Source organism: uncultured Sphingomonas sp. (assembly GCF_964244265.1).
In the GTDB taxonomy this organism is placed as follows: domain Bacteria; phylum Pseudomonadota; class Alphaproteobacteria; order Sphingomonadales; family Sphingomonadaceae; genus Sphingomonas.
In genome coordinates, this window is the sequence record NZ_CAXTHV010000037.1 from 1 (window position 1) to 22,231 (window position 22,231).

28 protein-coding genes are annotated in these 22,231 nt (G+C 66.3%); 15 read left to right on the plus strand and 13 right to left on the minus strand.

Annotation, left to right across the window (positions count from 1 at the left end):
• The 4 genes from sucB to ACFE7K_RS13665 form a co-directional block, all read left to right on the plus strand.
• On the plus strand, nucleotides 1-638 hold a 638-nt coding region (sucB, locus tag ACFE7K_RS13650; protein ID WP_375398747.1), incomplete at its 5' end, for a dihydrolipoyllysine-residue succinyltransferase.
• Nucleotides 639-653: 15 nt separating this feature from the next.
• Nucleotides 654-1,448: an FkbM family methyltransferase gene (locus ACFE7K_RS13655; RefSeq protein ID WP_375398748.1), complete on the plus strand. Its 795-nt coding sequence runs from the start codon at nucleotides 654-656 to the stop codon at nucleotides 1,446-1,448.
• Nucleotides 1,449-1,523: 75 nt separating this feature from the next.
• Nucleotides 1,524-2,915, plus strand: coding sequence for a dihydrolipoyl dehydrogenase (gene lpdA / locus ACFE7K_RS13660; RefSeq protein ID WP_375398749.1), 1,392 nt, complete (start codon nucleotides 1,524-1,526; stop codon nucleotides 2,913-2,915).
• A 467-nt stretch (nucleotides 2,916-3,382) separates the two neighbouring features.
• Nucleotides 3,383-3,829, plus strand: coding sequence for a class I SAM-dependent methyltransferase (locus tag ACFE7K_RS13665; protein WP_375398750.1), 447 nt, complete (start codon nucleotides 3,383-3,385; stop codon nucleotides 3,827-3,829).
• Nucleotides 3,830-4,172: 343 nt separating this feature from the next.
• Here ACFE7K_RS13665 and ACFE7K_RS13670 read toward each other — a convergent pair whose 3' ends face one another.
• Nucleotides 4,173-5,021 carry a dienelactone hydrolase family protein gene (locus ACFE7K_RS13670; protein ID WP_375398751.1) on the minus strand — a complete coding sequence of 283 codons (849 nt, stop codon included), beginning with the start codon at nucleotides 5,019-5,021 and terminating at the stop codon, nucleotides 4,173-4,175.
• 34 nt (nucleotides 5,022-5,055) lie between these two features.
• On the opposite strand from ACFE7K_RS13670, the gene ACFE7K_RS13675 reads away from it, so the two are divergent.
• Nucleotides 5,056-5,271, plus strand: a complete 216-nt coding sequence (locus ACFE7K_RS13675; protein WP_375398752.1) for a hypothetical protein — start codon at nucleotides 5,056-5,058, stop codon at nucleotides 5,269-5,271.
• Nucleotides 5,272-5,338: 67 nt separating this feature from the next.
• On the opposite strand, the gene ACFE7K_RS13680 is transcribed toward ACFE7K_RS13675, so the two are convergent.
• Nucleotides 5,339-5,710 (minus strand): hypothetical protein, encoded by a 372-nt coding sequence (locus tag ACFE7K_RS13680; RefSeq protein WP_375398753.1) that lies wholly within the window; start codon nucleotides 5,708-5,710, stop codon nucleotides 5,339-5,341.
• A 350-nt stretch (nucleotides 5,711-6,060) separates the two neighbouring features.
• Between ACFE7K_RS13680 and ACFE7K_RS13685 the strand changes: the two genes are divergently transcribed.
• From ACFE7K_RS13685 to ACFE7K_RS13705, 5 genes are all read left to right on the plus strand, one after another.
• Nucleotides 6,061-7,020 carry a hypothetical protein gene (locus tag ACFE7K_RS13685; RefSeq protein ID WP_375398754.1) on the plus strand — a complete coding sequence of 320 codons (960 nt, stop codon included), beginning with the start codon at nucleotides 6,061-6,063 and terminating at the stop codon, nucleotides 7,018-7,020.
• Between the two features lie 14 nt (nucleotides 7,021-7,034).
• Nucleotides 7,035-7,217, plus strand: coding sequence for a hypothetical protein (locus ACFE7K_RS13690; RefSeq protein WP_375398755.1), 183 nt, complete (start codon nucleotides 7,035-7,037; stop codon nucleotides 7,215-7,217).
• A gap of 135 nt (nucleotides 7,218-7,352) precedes the next feature.
• Entirely contained in the window at nucleotides 7,353-10,283 is a 2,931-nt protein-coding gene (gene uvrA / locus ACFE7K_RS13695; RefSeq protein ID WP_375398756.1) for an excinuclease ABC subunit UvrA, read from the plus strand.
• A gap of 50 nt (nucleotides 10,284-10,333) precedes the next feature.
• Nucleotides 10,334-11,419 (plus strand): DUF262 domain-containing protein, encoded by a 1,086-nt coding sequence (locus ACFE7K_RS13700; RefSeq protein ID WP_375398757.1) that lies wholly within the window; start codon nucleotides 10,334-10,336, stop codon nucleotides 11,417-11,419.
• 2 nt (nucleotides 11,420-11,421) lie between these two features.
• Nucleotides 11,422-12,093 (plus strand): MAE_28990/MAE_18760 family HEPN-like nuclease, encoded by a 672-nt coding sequence (locus ACFE7K_RS13705; protein ID WP_375398758.1) that lies wholly within the window; start codon nucleotides 11,422-11,424, stop codon nucleotides 12,091-12,093.
• A 25-nt stretch (nucleotides 12,094-12,118) separates the two neighbouring features.
• On the opposite strand, the gene ACFE7K_RS13710 is transcribed toward ACFE7K_RS13705, so the two are convergent.
• Nucleotides 12,119-12,418 carry a BrnA antitoxin family protein gene (locus tag ACFE7K_RS13710; protein WP_375398759.1) on the minus strand — a complete coding sequence of 100 codons (300 nt, stop codon included), beginning with the start codon at nucleotides 12,416-12,418 and terminating at the stop codon, nucleotides 12,119-12,121.
• Nucleotides 12,378-12,629: a BrnT family toxin gene (locus tag ACFE7K_RS13715; protein ID WP_375398760.1), complete on the minus strand. Its 252-nt coding sequence runs from the start codon at nucleotides 12,627-12,629 to the stop codon at nucleotides 12,378-12,380. The genes ACFE7K_RS13710 and ACFE7K_RS13715 overlap by 41 nt, the downstream gene beginning before the upstream one ends.
• Before the next feature lie 528 nt (nucleotides 12,630-13,157).
• On the opposite strand from ACFE7K_RS13715, the gene ACFE7K_RS13720 reads away from it, so the two are divergent.
• From ACFE7K_RS13720 to ACFE7K_RS13730, 3 genes are all read left to right on the plus strand, one after another.
• Entirely contained in the window at nucleotides 13,158-14,450 is a 1,293-nt protein-coding gene (locus ACFE7K_RS13720; protein WP_375398761.1) for a hypothetical protein, read from the plus strand.
• 258 nt (nucleotides 14,451-14,708) lie between these two features.
• On the plus strand, nucleotides 14,709-14,921 hold the full coding sequence (locus ACFE7K_RS13725; RefSeq protein ID WP_375398762.1) for a cold-shock protein: 213 nt from the start codon (nucleotides 14,709-14,711) through the stop codon (nucleotides 14,919-14,921).
• Nucleotides 14,922-14,996: 75 nt separating this feature from the next.
• Nucleotides 14,997-15,215, plus strand: a complete 219-nt coding sequence (locus tag ACFE7K_RS13730) for a hypothetical protein (RefSeq protein WP_375398763.1) — start codon at nucleotides 14,997-14,999, stop codon at nucleotides 15,213-15,215.
• Between the two features lie 202 nt (nucleotides 15,216-15,417).
• On the opposite strand, the gene ACFE7K_RS13735 is transcribed toward ACFE7K_RS13730, so the two are convergent.
• From ACFE7K_RS13735 to tgt, 3 genes are read right to left on the minus strand one after another with little or no spacing between them, the layout of a single operon-like run.
• Entirely contained in the window at nucleotides 15,418-16,185 is a 768-nt protein-coding gene (locus tag ACFE7K_RS13735; protein ID WP_375398764.1) for a GNAT family N-acetyltransferase, read from the minus strand.
• Entirely contained in the window at nucleotides 16,172-16,348 is a 177-nt protein-coding gene (locus ACFE7K_RS13740; protein WP_375398765.1) for a hypothetical protein, read from the minus strand. The genes ACFE7K_RS13735 and ACFE7K_RS13740 overlap by 14 nt, the downstream gene beginning before the upstream one ends.
• Complete coding sequence (gene tgt, locus ACFE7K_RS13745; protein ID WP_375398766.1) at nucleotides 16,345-17,487, minus strand: tRNA guanosine(34) transglycosylase Tgt; 1,143 nt, start codon at nucleotides 17,485-17,487, stop codon at nucleotides 16,345-16,347. Before tgt ends, ACFE7K_RS13740 begins: the two co-directional genes overlap by 4 nt.
• Before the next feature lie 74 nt (nucleotides 17,488-17,561).
• Between tgt and ACFE7K_RS13750 the strand changes: the two genes are divergently transcribed.
• On the plus strand, nucleotides 17,562-17,834 hold the full coding sequence (locus tag ACFE7K_RS13750; RefSeq protein ID WP_375398767.1) for a hypothetical protein: 273 nt from the start codon (nucleotides 17,562-17,564) through the stop codon (nucleotides 17,832-17,834).
• The gene (locus ACFE7K_RS13755) at nucleotides 17,824-18,258 is read left to right on the plus strand and encodes a type II toxin-antitoxin system VapC family toxin (RefSeq protein WP_375398768.1); all 435 of its coding nucleotides are present in this window, start codon (nucleotides 17,824-17,826) and stop codon (nucleotides 18,256-18,258) included. Before ACFE7K_RS13750 ends, ACFE7K_RS13755 begins: the two co-directional genes overlap by 11 nt.
• Before the next feature lie 2 nt (nucleotides 18,259-18,260).
• Here ACFE7K_RS13755 and ACFE7K_RS13760 read toward each other — a convergent pair whose 3' ends face one another.
• The 6 genes from ACFE7K_RS13760 to ACFE7K_RS13785 all read right to left on the minus strand — a co-directional run bounded on the left by ACFE7K_RS13760 (nucleotide 18,261) and on the right by ACFE7K_RS13785 (nucleotide 22,193).
• Nucleotides 18,261-18,725, minus strand: a complete 465-nt coding sequence (locus ACFE7K_RS13760; RefSeq protein ID WP_375398769.1) for an EF-hand domain-containing protein — start codon at nucleotides 18,723-18,725, stop codon at nucleotides 18,261-18,263.
• A gap of 3 nt (nucleotides 18,726-18,728) precedes the next feature.
• Nucleotides 18,729-19,760 carry a tRNA preQ1(34) S-adenosylmethionine ribosyltransferase-isomerase QueA gene (gene queA / locus ACFE7K_RS13765; protein ID WP_375398770.1) on the minus strand — a complete coding sequence of 344 codons (1,032 nt, stop codon included), beginning with the start codon at nucleotides 19,758-19,760 and terminating at the stop codon, nucleotides 18,729-18,731.
• A complete protein-coding gene (locus tag ACFE7K_RS13770) occupies nucleotides 19,757-20,476 on the minus strand; it encodes a peptidylprolyl isomerase (RefSeq protein WP_375398771.1) in 720 nt (239 codons plus the stop codon). Before ACFE7K_RS13770 ends, queA begins: the two co-directional genes overlap by 4 nt.
• A gap of 75 nt (nucleotides 20,477-20,551) precedes the next feature.
• Nucleotides 20,552-21,052, minus strand: a complete 501-nt coding sequence (gene coaD, locus ACFE7K_RS13775) for a pantetheine-phosphate adenylyltransferase (protein ID WP_375398772.1) — start codon at nucleotides 21,050-21,052, stop codon at nucleotides 20,552-20,554.
• Nucleotides 21,049-21,957 carry a polyprenyl synthetase family protein gene (locus ACFE7K_RS13780; protein WP_375398780.1) on the minus strand — a complete coding sequence of 303 codons (909 nt, stop codon included), beginning with the start codon at nucleotides 21,955-21,957 and terminating at the stop codon, nucleotides 21,049-21,051. The genes coaD and ACFE7K_RS13780 overlap by 4 nt, the downstream gene beginning before the upstream one ends.
• Nucleotides 21,954-22,193, minus strand: a complete 240-nt coding sequence (locus ACFE7K_RS13785; RefSeq protein ID WP_375398773.1) for an exodeoxyribonuclease VII small subunit — start codon at nucleotides 22,191-22,193, stop codon at nucleotides 21,954-21,956. Before ACFE7K_RS13785 ends, ACFE7K_RS13780 begins: the two co-directional genes overlap by 4 nt.
• Between the last annotated feature and the right edge of the window lie 38 nt (nucleotides 22,194-22,231).

Here is a 22,231-nt window from a genome sequence, read left to right on the forward strand (position 1 = left end):
AGGCGCAGAACACCGCCGCGATGCTGACGACGTTCAACGACGTCGACATGACCGCCGTCATCGCGGCCCGCGCGAAGTACAAGGACCTGTTCGAGAAAAAGCACGGCGTCCGCCTCGGCTTCATGGGCTTCTTCGTGAAGGCGGCGTGCATGGCGCTGAAGGACGTGCCGAGCGTCAATGCCTCGATCGACGGCGACGACATCGTCTATCACGATTATGCCGACGTCTCGGTCGCGGTCTCCTCGCCCGGCGGCCTCGTCGTCCCGGTCGTGCGCGATGCCGACAGGCTCAGCGTCGCCGAGGTCGAGAAGACGATCGGCGACTTCGGCCGCCGCGCGAAGTCGGGCGAACTGAAGATGGACGAGATGAAGGGGGGCACCTTCACCATCTCCAACGGCGGCGTGTTCGGCTCGCTGATGTCGACCCCGATCATCAACCCGCCGCAGTCGGCGGTGCTCGGCCTCCACCGTATCGAGGACCGCCCGGTGGTCCGCGACGGCCAGGTCGTGGTCCGGCCGATGATGTACCTCGCGCTCAGCTACGACCACCGCCTGATCGACGGCCGCGAGGCGGTGACGTGGCTGGTCGCGCTGAAAAATGCTATCGAGGATCCGACGCGGATTCTGATCGATTTGTGATCGGGGGAGAGTGACATGGGCGTAATTTCTGCGATCCGGCGGCAAGTCTCGTCGCCGCTGGCCGGCATCGTGAGCCGCAGCGACTATCGCGCCGTGCGCCGCTCGCCGCCGCACACGCCGGGCAGCACGCATCTGCTCGGCCGGCCGGTCGCCTATGCCGACGGCGGCGCCATTCTCTACTCGGCCCAGGAAATCTTCAAGGAAGAGGTCTATCGCTTCACGGCGAAGACGGATCGGCCGCACATCATCGACGCCGGCGCGAACATCGGCCTGAGCGTCATCTACTTCAAGCAATTATACCCCGATGCGACGATCGTCGCGTACGAGCCAGACACCGCCGTGTTCCGCATCCTCGAGCAGAACACCGCCAACCTGCCAGGGGTCACGTTGCATCAGGCCGCGGCGTGGACCGAAGAAACCGAGTTGAGCTTTTATTCCGATCCGACGCTGGCGGGATCGCTGGGCGTTGATTTCTACGACCGCGGCAACGTCATCAAGGTGAAGGCCGAGCGCCTGCGCGATGAGATCGCGAAACGGCCGGTCGACTTCCTCAAGATCGATATCGAAGGGGCGGAAAACGACGTCCTGTTCGATATCGAGGATCAGCTCGACAACGTCGATCATCTCTTCTTCGAGTATCACAGCGATGCCGAGAAGCCGCAGCGGCTGGGCGACATGCTGAACCTCGTCACGCGCAACGGGTTCCGCTACACGATCAACGGGCCCCATGGTTCGCCGCTGCCCTTTGTTCAGCCGATCCGGAAGGGTTACGACCTGCAATTGAATATAGCCTGCGTCCGGCCCGGCTGATCGGTCGCGGACCGCCGGCGGCCGGCCGGGCGGCGCTTGAGTTGACGATCGGCCAAGGCCGGATGGAGAAGATCAGTGGCCAGTTACGATTATGACGTCCTCGTCATCGGCGCCGGCCCGGGCGGCTATGTCGCCGCGATCCGCGCCGCGCAGCTGGGGTTGAAGACGGCGTGCGCGGAGAGCCGCGAGACGCTCGGCGGGACCTGCCTCAACGTCGGCTGCATCCCGTCCAAGGCGATGCTCCACGCGTCGGAATATTTCGACGCCGCCGCCAACGGCGCGATGGCGAAGATGGGGGTGAAGGTCACCCCCGAGCTCGACCTCGACACGATGCACGGCCAGCGCCGCGATGCGGTCAGGCAGCTCACCGGCGGCATCGAGTTCCTGTTCAAGAAGAACAAGGTGACCTGGCTCAAGGGCCGCGCCAGCTTCACCGACGCGCATACGGTCAGCGTCGGCGGCCAACCCGTCACCGCGAAGAACATCGTCATCGCCACCGGCTCCTCGGTCACGCCGCTGCCCGGGGTCGACATCGACCAGAAGATCGTCGTCGACTCCACCGGCGCGCTCGAACTGCCCAGGGTGCCCGAGCACATGGTCGTGATCGGCGGCGGCGTGATCGGGCTGGAGCTGGGCAGCGTCTGGCGGCGGCTCGGCGCGAAGGTGACCTGCATCGAGTATCTCGACCAGATCCTGCCGGGTTTCGACGGCGACGTCCGCAAGGAGTCGAACCGCATCTTCAAGAAGCAGGGCATCGAGTTCAGGCTCGGCACCAAGGTGACCGGCGTCACCGTCCAGGGCGACAAGGCAAGCGTCGCGGTCGCACCCGCCAAGGGTGGTGAGGGCGAGACGATCCAGGCCAACGTCGTCCTCGTCTCGATCGGCCGCAAGCCCAACACCGACGCCCTCGGCCTCGATCGCATAGGCCTCGCGACCAATGCGCGCGGCCAGATCGAGATCGACCACGACTTCCGCACGGCGGTCGACGGCGTCTGGGCGATCGGCGACGTCGTTCCCGGGCTGATGCTCGCGCACAAGGCGGAGGACGAGGGGATCGCGGTCGCCGAGAACATCGCCGGCCAGCACGGCATCGTGAACCACGCCGTCATTCCTTCGGTCGTCTACACCTGGCCCGAGATCGCCGGTGTGGGCCTGACCGAGGAGGCCGCCAAGGAAAAGGGCGAGGTGAAGGTCGGCAAGTTCCCGATGGCCGCCAACAGCCGCGCCAAGACCAACCACGAGCCCGACGGCTTCGTGAAGATCATCGCCGACGCGAAGACCGACCGCGTGCTCGGCGTCTGGGCGATCGCCAGCGTCGCCGGCACGATGATCGCCCAGGCCGCGCAGGCGATGGAGTTCGGCGCGACCAGCGAGGACATCGCCTACACCTGTCACGCCCATCCGACGCATTCGGAGGCGATCAAGGAAGCAGCGATGGCGGTGCGCGGCAAGCCCATACACGTTTAGCGCAGCTAAACGTGCTTGTTGGGCGCCGCGCGGCCGGCGGGTCGCGTCAGCGAACCCGTCCGACGTCACGCGATTTACTCGCGTGACGCCTCCGCGCTAAGTTCTTGCTTTCCTGAAAGGCCTGCCATGCGCATCCTCGTCCCTGCTGCCCTCATCATCGCCGCCCTGCCAGTCACCGCCAGGGCTCCCGCGGCCGATCCCGCGCTCACCGCCGCGATCGCCGCCCCCACGCGCACCCCCGCCAACATCGCCCGCGATCCGTATCGCCACCCGACCGAGACGCTGAGCTTCTTCGGTCTCAAGCCCGGCCAGACGGTGGTCGAGATCTGGCCCTCGGGCGGCTGGTATACCGAGATTCTCGCGCCCTATCTGGCAAAGCGCGGGACATATACGCGGCCGTCGAGAACGAACGCGGCCAGGCGGGCATCCGCAAGCTCCAGGCCGCGCAGCCCGGCCTCTACGACAAGGTGCGCTTCACCACCTTCCCCGCCGCCGGCCAGCCGGTCGTTCCCGCCGGCACCGCCGACCTCGTCCTCACCTTCCGCAACGTCCACAACTGGCGCGAAGGGGCTACCGACCGCACGCAGGCGGCGTTCGACCAGATGTTCGCGATGCTCAAGCCCGGCGGCGTCCTCGGCGTCGAGGAGCACCACCTTCCCGAGAACATGGCCGGCATCACCGAGGCCGGCAGCGGCTATATGAAGCGGTCGACCGTCGTCGCCTATGCCGCCCGGGCGGGGTTCAGGCTGGCCGGCGAAAGCGCCGTCAACGCCAACCCCAGGGACACTCACGATTACCCCAAGGGCGTCTGGACGCTGCCGCCCAACTACGCCGAAAAGGACACCGACCGCGCGCGCTACGCCGCGATCGGCGAAAGCGACCGGATGACGCTCAAGTTCGTCAAGCCGCGCTGAGCGCGCCAGCTTCTGGGACCGCGCCAAATGTCGCGCGAACATCCCGGTCAAAGAAAGCCGGTTTGCGCCAGCGCGGGGGAGGTGGCGGCGAGCAGCGCGGTGCTGGCGGTGGCGATCGTCAGCAGCAGCGTGGCGGCGACAGTGGCGAAGCGGGTCATGGTCGAAATCCTGAAACGTCGCGGGCTGGATGCCCGACGGCAGGCGGCTCCCTAGCGCCGCCGGCCGCCGGGTCACGCGCCGCGCGACCGGATCTACGAACGTGCGACGAACGCCGTCGCCGTTTCATGCCTGCCGTTGTCGAGCGGCTCCGACCCCGGATGCGACCGAAACGTCCGCTGCCCGGCTACGCCACGCCATGCGCGCGGAAGTGCCGCAGCAGCCGCGCCCAGCCGTCCCTGGCGTCCGCCTCGCGATAGCTGTCGCGGTAATCGGCGTGGAAGCCGTGTGGGGCGTCGGGATAGACGACGATCTCGGCCTGCTTGCCCGCCGCCTTCACCGCCGCGCGCATCGCCTCGACGTCGGTCTGCGGGATGCCCTGGTCGAGCGCGCCGTACAGGCCCAGCACCGGCGCGTGCAGCTCGCCGGCGCGGCCGAGCAGCGGCTTCAATTGCCCGTACCAGGCGACCGCCGCCTTCACGTCCGGGTCGATCATCGCCGCGCGCCACGCCACCGATCCGCCCCAGCAGAAGCCCGTCACCCCGATCGCCGCCGGCCTGGCGAAGCGCTGCCCCTTCAGCCAGTCGGTCGTCGCCTTGAGGTCGCCGTCGACCTGGGGGATGCCCGCCTGCTGGACGATGGGTATGATCTGCTTGATGTCGGTCAGCGCCGGCCGGTCGACACCCGAACGGTAGAAGAACTCCGGTGCGATCGCGACATAGCCCTCGCGCGCCAGCCGCCGGCAGATGTCCTTGATGTAATCGTGGACACCGAAAATCTCGTTGACCACGACCACCGCCGCGTGCCGGGCTTTCCCGGCCGGCCGCGCGACATAGGCGGGCAGGGGCTTGGCGGCGCCGTTGGGGATCAGCACCTCCTCGATCACCAGCCCGTCCGCCGGCGTCGTCACCGGCGCGGCGTCGGCCGCCACGGCCGCCAGCGCATAACCGGCAAAGAACATCGATACCGCCGTCCGGCGCGACAGGTGGAAATCGCCGGGCTCGGAAGCGCCGTCGGGGCGGGTGAGGTTGAGCATGACGCGATCTCCGAAAGAGGAAGGGCGAACGCTAGTGTGCGCCGCACGCAGGGGCAATCGCCCGGCGCTCGCGACCGCCGACTCTCGGGTATTCGCGTTCCGCCTCGGCATCCAGAACGCCTTCGACAAGAAGTCGCCGATCGTCGGCGACACGGTGGGCGCGAGGGACGCCAACGCGGGCAGCACCTTCCCGAACACCTGCGACGTCATCGGCCGCCGCTATTTCGCGTCGTTGACCGCGAAGTACTGAAGGAAGAACCCACCGGCCGCCTGGAGGATCTTCGGATTGGCGGGGCGGCCGGACCGTGCCGGACCGCTCACCGTTTCGAGAACAGCCGCCCCAGCACGACATTGGCGACCGTGGTCACCGCCTCGACGATCTTGGCGGGATCGACCGGCGTGGCGGGGGCGGGGGCGGGGGCGGGGGAGGGGCCGCCCTCGCCACTCTCGTCGGGCGTCAGCGGCCGCGCCGCGCGCGCCTGCTGGCTCCGCGCCGCCGCCGCCGTGGCCAGCCCCGCCGCCATCGTCAGTCCCTTGGCGATCACCGCCTGCCCCGCCGGACTCGTCGCCTGGGCGATCAGCGCCTCGCCCTTCCTGCGGACATCCTTGGGCAGCTTGATGCCGGCGACGTGCTTGGGGATCTTGCCGGCTCCGTGCGGCTTGCCACCCTTGTCTTTTTTCTTGCTCATACCAGCCTCCACTGTTCTAGCTATATAGTACACCACTTGTTGCCCGCAATGTCAGTGTGCGTTTCGGTCAGGCGGTGGCGTGCCATCGTCGCTCCGACACTTGTTGCCCATCGTGTGGACCCACCACCTTGCAGTCCTGCCGGCTTCAGGCACTCTGTACGGCCGGTCGCTTTCGTCGAACTGGGGAAAGTTAAATTGCATTAACAAATGCTGGGCATCTTGTGCTGAAGCATCTCAGAACGCAGGCTGCGGCCGCTTTCGTACATCGAGTAGTGGCGAGTCGCCGCCTGTACTCAATTTTGGAATGACCCGCCGGGCCGCCTGTGTGCGGCAAGGAGGAGGCGCGAACGATGCACCCTGTACTGCGATTGCTGACTGTTTCCGCCGGGCTGCTGCTTGCCGGCTGTTCAACCATCGCGGGCAGTCCAGCGCGCGTCACCAACCTGCTGCCCCATGAGAAGGCGGTGGGTAAAGTGACGCCGCCCACCGGCGATAGTCGCTTGGCAGATTTGTCATCCGCTATCCGGAGCGATTGCTACACGATTCCACCGACGACGATGGCGACGAAGGAAAGACGTAGTCAAATCGCTAAAATCTATATGCTTCGTGCCGACGAATCTTATTATCAATATGAACTCGCGCTCCTGAACGACAATCGGCAGCTGAACTTTCTCGCCACAATCGCCTCGCTCGGCTTGGCGACGGCGGGCAGCGCGGCCGGCGGCCACACTGCGCGCGTGCTGTCGGCGGCAAATGCCGGCTTGATCGGCGAGCGCACCGCCTTCACCAAGGAATATCTGTTCGACAAGACGCTTACCGCCCTGCAGAATCAAATGCGCGCCAACCGCTCCGCCGTGGCGACTCGCATCTATGCCGGCCTGACGAGGCCAGTCGATGAATACACGACCTGCGACGCGCTCAGGGACTTGCTCGCGTATGAGCAGGCCGGGACACTTGCGGAGGGCTTGACCGGGATCGCCGACACCACGGCACAGAAGGCCGGCGAAGAAAAAAAGGCGGAAGAGGCGGCCAAGCTGCTTGTCTATGCGGTGAGCCCGCTGGCGATCGCGCTTCGGGACTATTTTGGACCAGCCGACGATACGTTGATGGCGAGTCGGGTCGCCGGCGGCCTCAAGATCATGCCGATGGTGGGACTGAAGCCGCCTGACGGCATGTCGGTCAACGAATACTTTGGGCGGATGCTGGCAGGTGACGAATATGCAAGTCAGCAGCGCGCGCTCGCGCTTGGCGTCCTGATGACGGAAACCGATGTCGCGGCGCGAACGCCGATCGCGGAGGCGTTGAAATAGGTAAGGAGAGAAGCATGTCCGAATTCGTGGTCAAGGGTGTACCCACGGGCGAGGTAAAGTCGTTTTGCCGGCTTCAGCGTGCGATCGGCGCGACCAAATGCGACGGCGTCGATGCCGGCGGCGGTTTGTCCGATGTCACCGTCGGCTTTCCCGATGAAGAGCAATTCGACGACCGCAAAAAACGGATCAACCGCTAGGCGGTCTGCCCGCGCGACTTATCGTACACTCTGTCATTGCTGCTGCGATCGGGCCCCGCCGACTCTGGCGTTTCGACGCCGACATTCCTACTTCGCTTGCTGGCACTCCTCCCAGAACGAAGCTAGAACGCCTGCATGGCCCTGACCCACATCACCGTGCGCGGCGCGCGCGAGCATAACCTCAAGGGGGTCGACATCGACATCCCGCGCGACACGCTGACGGTCATCACCGGGCTGTCGGGCAGCGGCAAGTCGTCGCTCGCGTTCGACACCATCTACGCCGAGGGCCAGCGCCGCTACGTCGAATCGCTCAGCGCCTATGCGCGCCAGTTCCTCGAGCTGATGCAGAAGCCCGACGTCGACCATATCGAGGGGCTCAGCCCCGCCATCTCGATCGAGCAGAAGACGACCAGCCGCAATCCGCGCTCGACCGTCGCCACCGTCACCGAGATCTACGATTACATGCGCCTGCTCTGGGCGCGCGTCGGCATCCCGTACAGCCCCGCGACCGGCCTGCCGATCGAGGCGCAGCAGGTCAGCCAGATGGTCGACCGCGTCCTGGCGCTGCCCGAGGGGACGCGGCTCTACCTGCTCGCCCCCGTCGTGCGCGGCCGCAAGGGCGAGTATCGCAAGGAGCTCGCCGAGTGGCAGAAGGCGGGCTTCACCCGCGTCCGCGTCAACGGCGAACTCCACGACATCGAGGACGCGCCGGCGCTCGACAAGAAGTTCAAGCACGACATCGAGGTCGTGGTCGACCGCCTCGTGACGGGGTCGGACATCGCGACGCGGCTCGCCGACAGCTTCGAGACCGCACTGAAACTGGCCGACGGCCTCGCCTATGTCGACCTGGTCGACGCGATCGTCCCCGGCCGCGAGGCCGAGGCGCAGGACGCGGGCGCGATGAAGGGCGCCGGCATCCCGCCCAACCGCATCGTCTTCAGCGAGAAGTTCGCCTGCCCCGTCTCCGGCTTCACCATCGCCGAGATCGAGCCGCGCCTGTTCAGCTTCAACGCCCCCCAGGGCGCGTGCCCGGCCTGCGACGGTCTCGGCGAGAAGCTGGTGTTCGACGAGGAGCTCGTCGTCCCCAACCACGCGTTGTCGATCAAGAAGGGCGCGGTCGTCCCCTGGGCCAAGTCCAACCCTCCCTCGCCTTATTACATGCAGGTGCTGGGCAGCCTCGCCCGCCACTACGGCTTCAGCCTCGACACGCCCTGGGCCGAGCTGCCGCCCGAGCATCAGGATGCGATCCTCCACGGTACCCACGGCAAGCCCGTCACGCTGACCTTCATCGACGGCAAGAAGGCCTACGACGTCAAGAAGCCGTTCGAGGGCGTGATCGGCAACCTCAACCGCCGGATGCTCTCGACCGAGAGCGCGTGGATGCGCGAGGAGCTCAGCAAATACCAGTCGTCGCAGGCCTGCGAGACCTGCCACGGCGCGCGCCTCAAGCCCGAGGCGCTGGCGGTCAAGATCGCCGGCCAGGACATCAGCCACGCCACCCATCTGTCGGTCGTCGACGCGCTCGGCTTCTTTGCCGCGATGCCCGAGACGCTGACCGCCCAGCAGCGCGAGATCGCCCGCGCCATCCTCAAGGAGATCGACGAGCGCCTCGGCTTCCTCAACAACGTCGGCCTCGACTACCTCAACCTCGATCGCACGTCGGGCACGCTGTCGGGCGGCGAGAGCCAGCGCATCCGCCTCGCGTCGCAGATCGGCAGCGGCCTGTCGGGCGTCCTCTACGTGCTGGACGAACCGAGCATCGGCCTCCACCAGCGCGACAACGACATGCTGCTCAAGACGCTGCGCCGCCTGCGCGATCTCGGCAACACCGTCCTCGTCGTCGAGCATGACGAGGACGCGATCCGCACCGCCGATTACGTCATCGACATGGGCCCCGGCGCCGGCGTCCACGGCGGCGCCGTCGTCGCCCACGGCACGCTCAAGACGCTGCTCAAGTCGAAGAACAGCATCACCGCCGACTATCTCACCGGCCGCCGCGCCGTCCCGCTCCCGGCCAAGCGCCGCAAGGGCAGCGGCAAGAAGCTGACCGTCCACAACGCCACCGCCAACAACCTGAAGGGCGTCACCGCGTCGCTGCCGCTCGGCACCTTCACCTGCATCACCGGCGTGTCGGGGTCGGGCAAGTCGTCGTTCACGATCGACACGCTCTTCGCCGCCGCCTCGCGCCAGCTCAACGGCGCGCGCATCCTCGCGGGCAGGCACGAGAAGATCACCGGCCTCCAGCATCTCGACAAGGTCATCGACATCGACCAGTCGCCGATCGGCCGCACCCCGCGCTCGAACCCCGCGACCTATACCGGCGCCTTCACGCAGATCCGCGACTGGTTCGCCGGCCTGCCGGAGAGCGCCGCGCGCGGTTACAAGCCCGGGCGCTTCTCGTTCAACGTCAAGGGCGGTCGCTGCGAGGCGTGCACCGGCGACGGCCTGCTCAAGATCGAGATGCACTTCCTCCCCGACGTCTACGTTACCTGCGACGTCTGCCACGGCCAGCGCTACAACCGCGAGACGCTGGAGGTGAAGTTCAGGGGCCTGTCGATCGCCGACGTCCTCGACATGACGGTCGAGGACGCGGCGGAGTTCTTCAAGGCCGTCCCCGGCATCCGCGACAAGATGGCGATGCTGGTCGAAGTCGGCCTGGGCTACGTCAAGGTCGGCCAGCAGGCCACGACCCTGTCCGGCGGCGAGGCGCAGCGCGTCAAGCTGGCGAAGGAACTCGCGCGGCGGGCGACCGGCCAGACGCTGTACATCCTCGACGAGCCCACGACCGGCCTGCACTTCGAGGACGTGAGGAAGCTGCTGGAGGTGCTCCACGCGCTGGTCGAACAGGGCAACACGGTGGTGGTGATCGAACACAACCTCGACGTCATCAAGACGGCGGATTGGGTGCTCGACCTGGGGCCGGAGGGCGGCGTGAAGGGGGGCGAGATCGTCGCGGAGGGGACGCCGGAGCAGGTGGCGGCGGAGGCGCGGAGCTTTACGGGGCGGTATCTGGCGCCGTTGCTTGGGAAGGGCAGGGGTATGGAGCGGGTGGCGGCGGCGGAGTGAGCTTGCGTCAACTCGGCCGCATCGATACGTAGTCAGTAGGGAGCTAGGGCTTGCTTAAACTTGAAGCGCAAATTGCGAAGGCGCGTAAGCGTGTCCACCGAGATGGGTACGATATGTCGTTTGGTGAACTTGCCAGCATGTATGAGCGTAGCGAACTCATCATTAATCCAGAGTACCAGCGCCTGTTTCGTTGGACAGAAGACAAGAAAACGGCTTTTGTCGAGTCTTTGCTCTTGGGTATTCCAATCCCGCCCATCTTCATTTTCACTCGAGCAGATAGCACGTGGGAGCTAATAGATGGGCTACAGCGGGTCTCAACAATCTTACAGCTCATGGGCATTCTGCAAGCGCTAGACGGACAGGTGGGGCCTCGGTTCACGTTGGGTACGTCGGATCTCTTACCGGACCTTGAAGGACGATTCTGGCCACAGCCGGGAGAGGGTAATAATCCCAAAGCATTAGATCAGTCTCAGCAGATTGCTGTGCGCAGGAGTCGAATAAGGGTCGAGATTCTCGACCAACAAACTGATCCAGAAGTTAAGTTTGAGCTCTTCCAGCGTTTGAATACTGGTGGTACAAACCTTAGTGAGCAGGAGGTAAGAAATTGTATCATAGCGTCTCTTAGCTCTGATATCTATTCTCTTTTATTAGAAATGGCGGAGTATTTGCCATTTGTTGAGATTACAGATATTGGCGATCAGCGTGAGAAGAGACAGTACCGACTTGAGTTATTAATTAGATTTCTAGTTTTGAGAAACTTTGAGTACACTACAGATGTTGATGTTCATCGTTACCTTGATCGGGGAATAATTTCTCTACTTCAAGAGAAGGAATTTGACTGGAAGGCGGAACGAAAGAACTTTGAGAAAACCATGTCGGCATTGTTCCAGGCGGTTGGGGTAGATGCGTTTCGATCAAACAAGCGCTTTTCGTTGGGTAAATACGAGTTTGCGGTTCTGGGTCTATCTCGCGCTCTTGATGAAGACTCTAGTATATCTCTGCAATGGATAAAGCAAAAAGTGGAGGGTATTACATCGCTTCCCGAGTTTAAAAAGTATTCGGGTGCGGGTGTACGCGGAACACAAAGGTTGGCAAAACTTGTTATGCCACTTAGCACGCCTTATTTTGCAGATTGATTGTGGCAAGGCCGCGTACGGCTGTTCAGCTTGTTGCATTATTAGACCGTGAATTGAGTTGGAGGCGAACAGACCTTCTATTTGGGCTCAGGTTGGTTAATAACGCGACCGGTGATGTAGACTCTGCCGTACGCGCAGCAATTCCGCTCCTGTATGCACATTGGGAGGGGTTTATCAAGCGATCAAGTCTGCACTATAGCAGCTTCTTGTCTGCTCAGCGACTCCGATTCGCAGATGTAAAAACCTCTCTTTCAGGATTACGGGCGCAGGGCCATGTATTAGCGCTTGCAGATGTTAAAAAGAAAATATTTGCTACATCAGAACTAGTCGAAGCTATCAGAAGTATAGAGAGTGAAAGACTAATCATTCCTCTTGGAAGCCACATAGATCGGCTTGGGAACCTCAATCACGAAATGTTGATGCAACTTGTTAAGTTCCTTGGTTTACCGATTGAGAATTACGTTGCATTTGGCCCTTTAATTGATGAAGCCCTACTTTCTCATCGCAATAGAATCGCGCACGGGGAGTTCTTAGATGTAAGTCGGGACAGGTATAGAGAGATGCACTCGGAAGTTGTTGCGGTTATAGAAAGGTTCAAGGCCGACTTGGAGGACGCAGCAACCACCAAGTCATATCGCAGACACAGCGAGGCACTGTCACCCGCGGCGGAGTAACAGTTTCGGGTGATAGGTGGTGGAGCTACAACCCCACCGCCTTCCGCAGCGCCTCGTTGATCCGTCCCTGCCACCCCGGCCCACCCTCGCGAAAGCGGTCGAGCACGTCCGGGTCCAGCCGCAGCGTCACCTGGCGCTTCGTCTCCGCCCGCAGCGGCGGTCGCCCGCGCACCACGCCGTTCGGGCCGAGATAGCCCGTCGCCGGGCGGATGACCTTCCCGCCGATCGAGAACTCGGCGATGTCGAACATCTCGTCGGTCCATTCCGGCGCATCGTCCGCTGGATCAAGAAAGACGCCCGCCGAACTTGGCTTGTTCTCGCTCATTGGCCTTCCTCATCGATATGACGCGACGGCCATCGTCCGTCTCGGTCCAAATCACTACCACCATTCGCTCGTCCAGCAGGCCAATGGTTGAGAACCGCCGCTCCGGATAGGCGAAGCGGTCGTCCTCGAACTCGAACACCGGCCCGTCGAACACCTTGGCGGCATCAGCGAAATCCAGCCCACGGTTTGCTAACGCCAAAGCCCGTTTCACCGGATCGAAGCTGATCTCCAGATTATGTAGCTACGGAATGGACGGCGTGCAAGGCGAGCGGTTCTTCGACCAAGCTCACCGCCCGTTCGCAGCGATGGCAATGGCCGTCGTCGAACACCGCGCCGAGCACCCACGCTTGGCGTACCTCATGCCAACTCGCCCACGCGTCGCGGCTCACATTTGTGCTACCACAATCCGCGCACATGATTTGAATGGGGATACATTTTTCGTCCATCCATATGGTCTCCCGCCGTGTCGTCCCCGGCTATCAGCCCTCCCGCCCTGACGACAACCAAATGCTCCACTTTTGCGAGCGTCCTTACGATCAGCGGGAGGGCCGCTTCCCGGGTACCGTCGCCGAAGGCTTGCGAGGGTCGCCCATCGGGGCCGGCTGGTCAACAGGCACGCCTGAGGACCGCTCCAGAACGGCGCAGCCCTCCCTAACCAAACCGGCACAAAATAAAGCTGTCCTACAACCGCCGACCTCGCATACCTGTCCGGTCCTCTAACCGAACGGGGACCGACAGCATGACCTACAACCCAGACAACGCCGCCTTCGCCGCGCCCGATCGCCGCCAGACGCTCCAGGAGCAATGGCGCGAGGTTTCCGCCCGGATCGATGCCGAGGACGCGCTGCGCCGCACCGCCGAGGCCGAAGCCGCCGCCCTTCTCCCCGCCACCGACGCCGCCGGCCGCACGCTGCGCCACGACGGCTGGACCCCCGAGCGCCAGCGCGCCTTCCTCTGCGCGATCGCCGAGGGCGAGACCGTCGAGCGCGCGTGCCGCGCCGTCGGCCTGTCGGTGTCCTCCGTCTATGCCTTCCGCCAGCGTGCCGCCGGGGCCGCCTTCGCGCTCGGCTGGCACGCCGCCGGCCTGCTCGGCCGCGAGCGCATCGCCGATCGCATGATGACGCGGGCCATCGACGGGCAGGTCGAGACGGTCACCCGCCCCGACGGCAGCACCATCACCCGCCACCGCTTCGACAATCGCACCGGCCTGGCGATGCTCGTGCGGCTCGACCGCATGGCCGAGCAGGTCCCCGCCGATCCCGCCGCCGCCGCGTCCAGCCACGCCGCCCGCCTCGTCGCGCAGGATTTCGAGGCGTTCCTCGACGTGATCGAGCAGGACCGCGGCCCCGCCCAGGCCGGCCTCTTCCTCGCGCGCCGCACCGGGCTGGCCGCGACGCCGGCCGGTGCGCCCGACCTCGAACCGATCCTCGCGCTCGCCCGCGCCGACCGCTTCGTCCGCACCGGGACGTCGCTCGCCGAAGAGGTCGACACCCGCGACCTCGACCTCGCGCAGCGCCACGGCTGGACCGCCGAGCAATGGCAGCGCGCTGACGCCGCCGGCCTGCTCCGCATCGCGACGGTGGACGAGGCTGGCGGGGAATCGCGCGAAGCATCTCCACTTCCTCCACTTGTCGACGCCGAACCCGTCGCCTGGGACGATGATGCCGGGGAATATCGCACCCACCTGCCACCCCCCGAGGGCGAGGAGCCCGCTTACGCATGGGGCGAATATGGCGACGAGATGTACGAGCGCGGCCTCACCGACAGCGAACAGGCGCTGATGGACCGCATCGACGAGCTCGACGCCATCGAACAGCGCCTGGCCGACAGCGCCGAACGCGACGCCTGGTTCGCCCAGATCGAAGCCGAGATCGCCGCGGCGGAAGCGGAGGGGGGTGATGAAACCGTTTCTTCGCCCATCCCCGGCACCTCCCCCTTCCCCGGCGAAAGCCGGGGTCCAGTCCCGGACCAAGCAATGATGGACACCCGTTCCGCCCTGCAGGACGACGTCGAAACGCCTGAAGGTGGCTAGGTGGAGCAAGATCTGAGGGCCGACACGGGAGTGAATCCCGTATCGTCGGACGGCGCTTTAGCGCCGCCGGCCGGCTCGGCTCCATGTGGCGGGCGGCGATGCCGCCCTTGCGCTTGCTGCGCATCGCGCCCACATATGCTTCGCTACAGTTCGCACATCGACGGTTTTCGGCGCTCTGCGACCTTCTTCCCTCCTTCCCTGCAGCCACGGCACCGGGCGCGCCGCTCTTCGGCTCGCCCCAGCAAGAAGGAAGCTCGCATGAGCAACATCGGTACCGTCAAGTTCTTCAACGCCGACAAGGGCTATGGCTTCATTGCTCCCGATAACGGCGGCACGGACGCATTCGTCCACATCTCGGCCGTCGAGCGCGCCGGCATGGTCACGCTGACCCAGAACCAGCGCGTCGGCTATGAGCTGGAAGAGGACCGTCGCGGCAAGATGGCCGCGATCAATCTCCAGCCCGCCGACTGATTTCGGTGCGGGGGCGTGCCAATCCGGCACGCCCCCGTTATACTGTCCTCCAGCCTTTTTCGGAGACTCGGCCCGATGCGCGATAGCGACACTTACGCAGCCCACGCCAATCGCTGCCATCAGGAGGCCGAGGACGCGCTCCTCGACAATGTCCGCGACCGCGCGCTCCGCGCCGAAGCCGCCTGGGCCGCGATGGCCTCGCGCAGCCGCAAGACCGAAGCCGCCCGCGACGCCCGCGAAGCCCGCACCCTCGAAGACGCCGCCCCGGACGTTTTCTCCACCGCCGCGAGCTGAGCTCCGGCGCGACTACCTACCCTCCCCCGCGAAAGCCGGCGCCCAGTCCCGCCGCCGACCCCGACCCGGGCGCTCGCCACGGGGGACTAGAAGTGGCCTGATCGCAATCCACGGCCCGCCAATTTCCCGCTGCCCTACAACCCCGGCCATCGCATAGCTGCACGATCCTCGCCGAATCGAGGATGCGATCATGTTCCGCTGTTCACCCGACCCGCTTCACCCACGTCCGCGCCACCGCGACCGGCCGAAACCCCAGCCGCGCATACAGCAGCTTCGGCGTATCGTCGGCATGTGCATCCAGAAACACCCCATCGCACCCCGCCACCCGCAACCGCCGCGCCGCCTCGACGATAAACGCGCTCATCAACCCGCGACCCCGATGTTCCGGCAAGGTGAAGAGGTTCTCGATCAGCCCCAGCCCGTTCGGGCAGACCGCCGTCATCCCATAGCCGAGATCGACGCCGCCCTCGGTCAGCAGCCAATAATCGCACGGCCCAAGCCGTCGCCGCATCCCCGCCAGCAAGCCCGCCGCCACCGCCGCGTCATAGTCTCCGGTCCGCTTTCCTTCCCGATGGTCCGCCTCGACCAGGGCCGCCAGCCGCGCCCACGCGGCGTCACCCACCCGCTCCAGCTCGATCGCCGGCGCCGGCAACGGCGCGGCGACCTGCTCGGCCAGCATCTCGATCAGCAGCGTCTCCGCCCGAAACCCGGCGAGCGCCAGCGCCGCCTCGACCCCGGGCTCGGTCAGCGCATCGGCCTGCACCACCCGCCAGCGGTCGAACCGCTCCAGCGCCGCCAGCACCGCCGCCGCCCCGACACCCGGCCCCGCCATCACGAAATTGGCATCCCAGGTATTCGGATGCGCCGGCGTGGCGACGATCGTCACGCCATCCCGCTCGACAGGCACATGTCCCTGCACCCGGAACCAGCGTCGCGCCGCGGCGACGCGCCGGGCGTCAGCTCCGGTCACGCCGCCGGGCATAGAGCACCGCGCCGGCCACCGCCGCCGAGCCGATCGCCGCGCCGAAGCCGATCAGCCCCAGCGGCCAGCTCTTCTGCTTCGCCGCCGCCACCCGCGCCGCCGCCTCGGCCCGCGCCCGTGCTTCCGCCAGGATCTCGTTCTCGTCGCTCACGCCGTCTCTCCTTGCCCGCCCGCATAGCGTTCCCGGAAGCCGTTGGCGAACGTCGTCAGCCGCCCCTCGCCGATCGCCCCCCGCAGGTCCGCCATCAGCGTCTCGTAGAACCAGATATTATGCTCGGTCATCAGCATCGCTCCCAGGATCTCTCCGGCGCGCACCAGATGATGCAGATATGCCCGGCTCCAGGTGGCGCAGACGGGGCAGGGGCAGCCGGCGTCGAGTGGCCCCCGGTCCTCGTTATGCCGCGCATTGCGGATGTTGACCGGCCCGGCGCGGGTGAACGCCTGCCCCGTCCGCCCCGACCGCGTCGGCAGCACGCAGTCGAACATGTCGACCCCGCGCTCCACCGCCCCGACGATGTCGGTCGGCTTGCCAACCCCCATCAGATAGCGAGGGCGGTCGGCGGGAAGCTGACCGGGCGCGAAGTCCAGGCAACCGAACATCGCCTCCTGCCCCTCGCCGACCGCCAGCCCGCCGATGGCATAGCCGTCGAAGCCGATGTCGATCAGCGCCCCCGCCGACGCCCCCCGCAACCCCTCGTCGAGCGCCCCCTGCTGGATCCCGAACAGCGCATTCTCCTCGGCATGGCCGCCCCCCGCGTCGAAGGCGTCGCGGGACCGCCGCGCCCAGCGCATCGACCGCTCCATCGCCGCCGCCTGTACCTCCCGCGTTGCGGTCGTCGGCACCAGTTCGTCGAAGGCCATGACGATGTTCGAGCCGAGCAACCGCTGGATGTCGATCGATCGCTCCGGCGTCAACAGATGCCGCGTCCCGTCGAGATGCGACTTGAACGCGACCCCCTCTTCGGATCGCCTGGTCAGGTCGGCGAGGCTCATCACCTGATAGCCGCCGCTGTCGGTCAGGATCGGTCGCTCCCACCCCATGAAGCCATGCAGCCCCCCCAGCCGCGCCACCCGTTCCGCCCCGGGCCGCAGCATCAGGTGATAGGTGTTGCCCAGGATGATATCCGCCCCCGCCGCCGCGACATCCCCCGGCTTCATCGCCTTGACTGTCGCCGCCGTCCCGACCGGCATGAACGCCGGCGTCCGGATCACGCCGCGCCGCACCTCGATCTCGCCGGTCCGGGCGCGGCCGTCGGTGGCGTGGATGGCGAAGTGGAAACGGGACGGCATCGGCGGTGCTGTGACGATCAGTCCTCCGCCTGTCGAGCCTTGATCGGCCGACCTGACCATATTAGATGACCATAATGGCCGAGCACCTCACCATGTCCGTGACCGAGTTCAAGGCGAAGTGCCTGAACGTCATCACGCGGATCGCAAACCACGATCTCTCCGGCGTCACACTGACCCGCCGCCGCAAGCCGGTCACCGAGCTATCGCCCCCCAGGCCGACCCGGGGTCAAGTGGAAGCGCTGTTCGGCTGCATGGCAGGGACGGTAATCATTCCGCCCGGCGTGGACCTCACCGCGCCCATCGCCGAGCTTGAAGACTGGGAGCCGGAGCTCCGGTTTGACCGATAGCGCGTTGGCGATATTGCTGGATACCTGTGCGGCGATCTGGCTCGTCCATGATGGCCCGCTCGGTGCGCCTGCCCGACGAGCGATCGTCGATGCGGGCCGCGCTACCGGCGTGTTCGTTTCTCCCGTTACCGCTTGGGAGATCGGATTTCTCACTTATCCGGCGAAAGGTGCCCCTCGCCTGCAATTCTTACCTGATCCAAAGACCTGGTTTGCCAATCTGATGGCAATGCCCGCCATCCGGGCGGCGGCGTTCGATGGTGACATCGCGATCGAAGCGGCGATGTTGCCGGGGGATTTCCACCGCGACCCGGCCGATCGGCTGCTCGTGGCCACTGCACGGCTGTTGGACCTGACGATCGTGACCAGCGACGCCAAGATCCTCGCCTACGCCGCCGCTGGCCACGTCCGCGCCATCGCCTGCTGAGATTATTGCGGCGGCCGCCCGCCCCGGCGCTTGCCGCGGCCGATGTCCCCCCGGTCGCCGCTGCTGGCGCGGATCGTCAGCAATTCGGCGCGGGTCAGGGCGCCGTCCCTGTTGCGGTCGAGGCGGTCGAAGGTGCGCCCGAGCTGCGCCGTCAGTTCGGCGAGCGTGATCTGGTTGTCGCCGTCGCTGTCGACCTCGAACGGGCTCGGCAGCGCGTTGCGGTCGCCGAGCCAGCGCTCCGCCCAGTCGGCGAAGGCGATATAGCCGAGCTTGCCCGTCCACGCCGTGTCGATCGCCGCGAAGGTCCGCTTCGCCCCGGCTTCCATCTCGGCCCGCGTCGTCTTCCCGTCGCCATCGGCGTCGAAACCCGCGAGCAGCATCGCCACCGGCTCGACGACCATCGTCGCCGGCGGCTGCGGCGGCGGACCCGGCGGGACGGCGACTTGCAGGAGAAGGGCGAGCAGCATCGTCTAGTCTCCGGGCAACAGCAGCGAGGCGTCGCCATAGCTGTAGAAGCGATAGCCGTCCGCGACGGCATGGGCATAGGCCGCCTGCATCCGCTCCCGCCCCATCAGTGCCGAGATCAGCATGAACAAGGTCGAGCGCGGCAGGTGAAAATTGGTCAGCAGTCCGTCGATGCCCCGAAAGCGATAGCCCGGGGTGATGAAGATCGCGGTATCGCCCTCGAATGCGCGGACCTTTCCGTCGTCGCCGCAGGCACTTTCGATCAGGCGCAACGATGTGGTGCCGACCGCGATGACCCGCCCGCCGGCGGCGCGGGCGGTGTTGAGGCGGGCGGCGGTGACGGCGTCGAGCCGGCCCCATTCGGCGTGCATCCGATGCTCCGCCGTGTCGGCCACCTTGACGGGCAGGAAGGTGCCCGCACCGACATGGAGCGTCAGCGTGACGTGACCGATCCCCGCCACCTCGAGCGCCGCCATCAGCTCCGGCGTGAAATGCAAGGCAGCGGTGGGGGCGGCAACCGCGCCGGGCTCGTCGGCGAACATCGTCTGATAGTCGGCGACATCCCGCGCGTCGGCGGCGCGGCGGGCGGCGATATAGGGCGGCAGCGGCATCCGGCCGGCGCGTTCCAGCAGCAGCTCGACCGGCTCGTCGCCCGCGAAGTCGAGCGCCCAGCTCCCGTCCTCGGCCCGATCGCCGGCGGTCGCGCTTACGGCGGCGCCGAAGTCGATCGTGTCGCCGTCGCGCAGCCGTCGGCCGTTGCGGACGAACGCCCGCCAGCGGCGCGGCCCCTCACGCTTGTGCAACGTCGCGCCGATGCGAGCGTCGCCCCTGCGGCCCTCGAGCTGTGCCGGAATGACGCGGGTGTCGTTGAAGACGAGCAGATCGCCGGCGCGCAACTCGCCAGGCAAGTCGCCGACGTGCCGGTCGCGCGTCGCTGCGCCGTGCAGCACCAGCAAGCGCGCCGTGTCGCGCGGGCTTGCCGGGCGCAGCGCGATCCGGTCGGGCGGCAGGTCGAAGTCGAAGAGGTCGACGTTCACTTACGTTTGGGCGCCGCCTTGCGGACGGGCGCCTTCGGGAAGGCGCGCTGCATATCTGCGGCCGCCTGGGCGCGGAGGTGAGCTGCGTCTGGAGCAACAGCCAGCGTCGGCGCAATGGGGGCGGACGGCAGCGGCGGCTGATAGGCCGGCGGGTTGTCCGCCAGCACATAAGCGTGGACGATCCGGCTGGGGTTCGCCGGCGGCTCGCCGCGCTCGACAGCGTCGACATATTGCATCCCATCCAGCACGCGGCCGAAGACCGTGTATTTCTTGTCGAGGCTGAACTTGGGCTGGAAGACGATGAAGAATTGCGAATTGGCGCTGTTCGGGTCGTCCGCGCGCGCCGCCGACACCGCGCCGCGGACATGGGGCAGATAATTGAACTCGCTGGGCAGGTTGGGCAGCGTCGAGCCGCCGGTGCCGTCGCCCTTGGGGTCGCCACCCTGCGCCATGAAGCCGTCGATCACGCGATGGAAGGCCAGCCCGTCATAGAAATGCTGGCGGGTCAGCATCTTGATCCGTTCGACCGTCTTGGGCGCGACATCGGGACGCAGCCAGATCGTCACCCGTCCGCCGGTCGACAGATCGAGCACCCACAGATTCTGCGGGTCCGTCGCCGAGGCGGCGGGCGCGCGGTTCATGTATGACTCCTGGGCCACGACCGGCCCGGCGAGCAACGAGAGGACAAACGCGAATCCGGCAACGATAGAGCGCATGGAAGAACCTGTGTTGGAAGCGGCTCGCTTAGACGCAATCCCGCCTTGCGCCAAGGTGAACGGCCGAAGCGACCGTCACCCGCCCGTGCGCCCGATCTGCGCGATCTTCTCCAGTACCTGCGCCCGCACCGCCGGCGTCACGAACTTGCCGATCTCGCCGCCGAACAGCGCGATCTCCTTGACCAGCTTCGACGCGATCGGCTGCAGCGCCGCGTCCGCCATCAGGAAGACCGTCTCGACGCGGTCGTTGAGCTGCTGGTTCATTCCCGCCATCTGATATTCGTATTCGAAATCGGCGACCGCGCGCAGCCCGCGCACGATCATCGCCGCGCCCTCGCGCTCGGCGAAGTCCATCAGCAGCGAGTTGAACGAGACGACATGGATGTCGCCGCCAAGCGCCGAGACCTCGCGCTCGACCGTCGCCATCCGCTCGTGCAGCGAGAACATCGGCGACTTGGAAGGATTGGTGGTGACGCCGATCACCAGCCGGTCGACCAGCTTCGCGCCGCGCCGGATGATCGACAGATGGCCGAGCGTGATCGGATCGAAGGTGCCGGGATAGACGCCGATCCTCATCGGTCCCGTTCCACGACATAGCGTGCCAGCGCCCGGAGCAGATCGGCCTCGGGCCCGAAGGCGTGAAGGTGCTGGACCGCCTGCTCGGTCAGCATCCGGCATTGCTCGCGCGCCCGCTCCGGGCCCATCAGGCTCAGGAAGGTCGCCTTGCCGGCGTCGGCATCCTTGCGCAGCCGCTTGCCCGCCGCGTCCTCGTCGCCTTCCGCGTCGAGCAGATCGTCGGCGATCTGAAAGGCGAGACCCAGGTCGCGCGCATAGCCGCGCACGCCGGTGCGTCCCTCGGGCGGCACATGGCCCAGGATCGCGCCCGCCTCGACCGCCACCGCGATCAGCGCGCCGGTCTTCATCTGTTGCAGACGCGTCACGTCCGACAGCGCGAAGGGGGTCCGTTCGGCGGCGAGGTCCATCGCCTGCCCGCCGGCCATTCCGCCCGGCCCCGCCGCGCGCGCCACTTCCAGCACCAGCTCGGCGCGGACGAAGGGGTCGGCGTGGGTCGCCGGGTCGGCCAGCCATTCGAAGGCCAGCGCATGGAGGCAGTCGCCCGCCAGGATCGCGGTCGCCTCGTCGAACACCTTGTGCGCGGTCGGCTTGCCGTGGCGCAGATCGTCGTCGTCCATCGCCGGCAGATCGTCGTGGACGAGCGAATAGACGTGGATCGCCTCGATCGCGACGCCGACCCGCTCGGCGCAGTCGCGGTCGACCCCGAACAGGTCGGCGGTCGCCGCCACCAGCAGCGGCCGCAACCGCTTGCCGCCGCCGATCGCCGCGTGGCGCATACAGGCGTAAAGGTCAGCGCGCGCATCGGCGGGGACGGGCAGCAACAGATCGAAGCGGCGATCGACCGCCGCCGCGATGTCGGCGAGCGCGCGGGCGAGGGGCAGGGGGGCGGCCGCCGCCACGCTCAGCCCGCCGCGAACGGCTTGACGCCCGCCGGCCGGCCGTCGGCGTCGAGCCGGATCGCCTCAATCCGCGCCTGTGCCCGGTCGAGCCGCTCGGCGCAGCGCTGCCGCAGCTTGTCGCCGCGCTCGTACAGCGTGATCGACTCGTCCAGCGTCGCCTCCCCGCTTTCGAGCCGGCCCACCACCTGCTCCAGTTGCTTCAGCGCGTCCTCGAACGACAGCTCTTCGATCGGGCTTTCCATCCGGGGCAGCTATGCGGCACCCCCGGCGGCTAGGCAAG

What these genes read in the sequence shown, in the direction of transcription:
- ACFE7K_RS13655 (WP_375398748.1), top strand. Translation starts at nt 654, where the DNA reads ATGGGCGTAATTTCTGCGATCCGGCGGCAAGTCTCGTCGCCGCTGGCC.
- ACFE7K_RS13670 (WP_375398751.1), bottom strand. Translation starts at nt 5,021, where the DNA reads ATGCTCAACCTCACCCGCCCCGACGGCGCTTCCGAGCCCGGCGATTTC.
- ACFE7K_RS13680 (WP_375398753.1), bottom strand. Translation starts at nt 5,710, where the DNA reads ATGAGCAAGAAAAAAGACAAGGGTGGCAAGCCGCACGGAGCCGGCAAG.
- ACFE7K_RS13685 (WP_375398754.1), top strand. Translation starts at nt 6,061, where the DNA reads ATGCACCCTGTACTGCGATTGCTGACTGTTTCCGCCGGGCTGCTGCTT.
- ACFE7K_RS13690 (WP_375398755.1), top strand. Translation starts at nt 7,035, where the DNA reads ATGTCCGAATTCGTGGTCAAGGGTGTACCCACGGGCGAGGTAAAGTCG.
- uvrA (WP_375398756.1), top strand. Translation starts at nt 7,353, where the DNA reads ATGGCCCTGACCCACATCACCGTGCGCGGCGCGCGCGAGCATAACCTC.
- ACFE7K_RS13710 (WP_375398759.1), bottom strand. Translation starts at nt 12,418, where the DNA reads ATGAGCGAGAACAAGCCAAGTTCGGCGGGCGTCTTTCTTGATCCAGCG.
- ACFE7K_RS13720 (WP_375398761.1), top strand. Translation starts at nt 13,158, where the DNA reads ATGACCTACAACCCAGACAACGCCGCCTTCGCCGCGCCCGATCGCCGC.
- ACFE7K_RS13725 (WP_375398762.1), top strand. Translation starts at nt 14,709, where the DNA reads ATGAGCAACATCGGTACCGTCAAGTTCTTCAACGCCGACAAGGGCTAT.
- ACFE7K_RS13730 (WP_375398763.1), top strand. Translation starts at nt 14,997, where the DNA reads ATGCGCGATAGCGACACTTACGCAGCCCACGCCAATCGCTGCCATCAG.
- tgt (WP_375398766.1), bottom strand. Translation starts at nt 17,487, where the DNA reads ATGCCGTCCCGTTTCCACTTCGCCATCCACGCCACCGACGGCCGCGCC.
- ACFE7K_RS13750 (WP_375398767.1), top strand. Translation starts at nt 17,562, where the DNA reads ATGGCCGAGCACCTCACCATGTCCGTGACCGAGTTCAAGGCGAAGTGC.
- ACFE7K_RS13760 (WP_375398769.1), bottom strand. Translation starts at nt 18,725, where the DNA reads ATGCTGCTCGCCCTTCTCCTGCAAGTCGCCGTCCCGCCGGGTCCGCCG.
- ACFE7K_RS13770 (WP_375398771.1), bottom strand. Translation starts at nt 20,476, where the DNA reads ATGCGCTCTATCGTTGCCGGATTCGCGTTTGTCCTCTCGTTGCTCGCC.
- coaD (WP_375398772.1), bottom strand. Translation starts at nt 21,052, where the DNA reads ATGAGGATCGGCGTCTATCCCGGCACCTTCGATCCGATCACGCTCGGC.
- ACFE7K_RS13785 (WP_375398773.1), bottom strand. Translation starts at nt 22,193, where the DNA reads ATGGAAAGCCCGATCGAAGAGCTGTCGTTCGAGGACGCGCTGAAGCAA.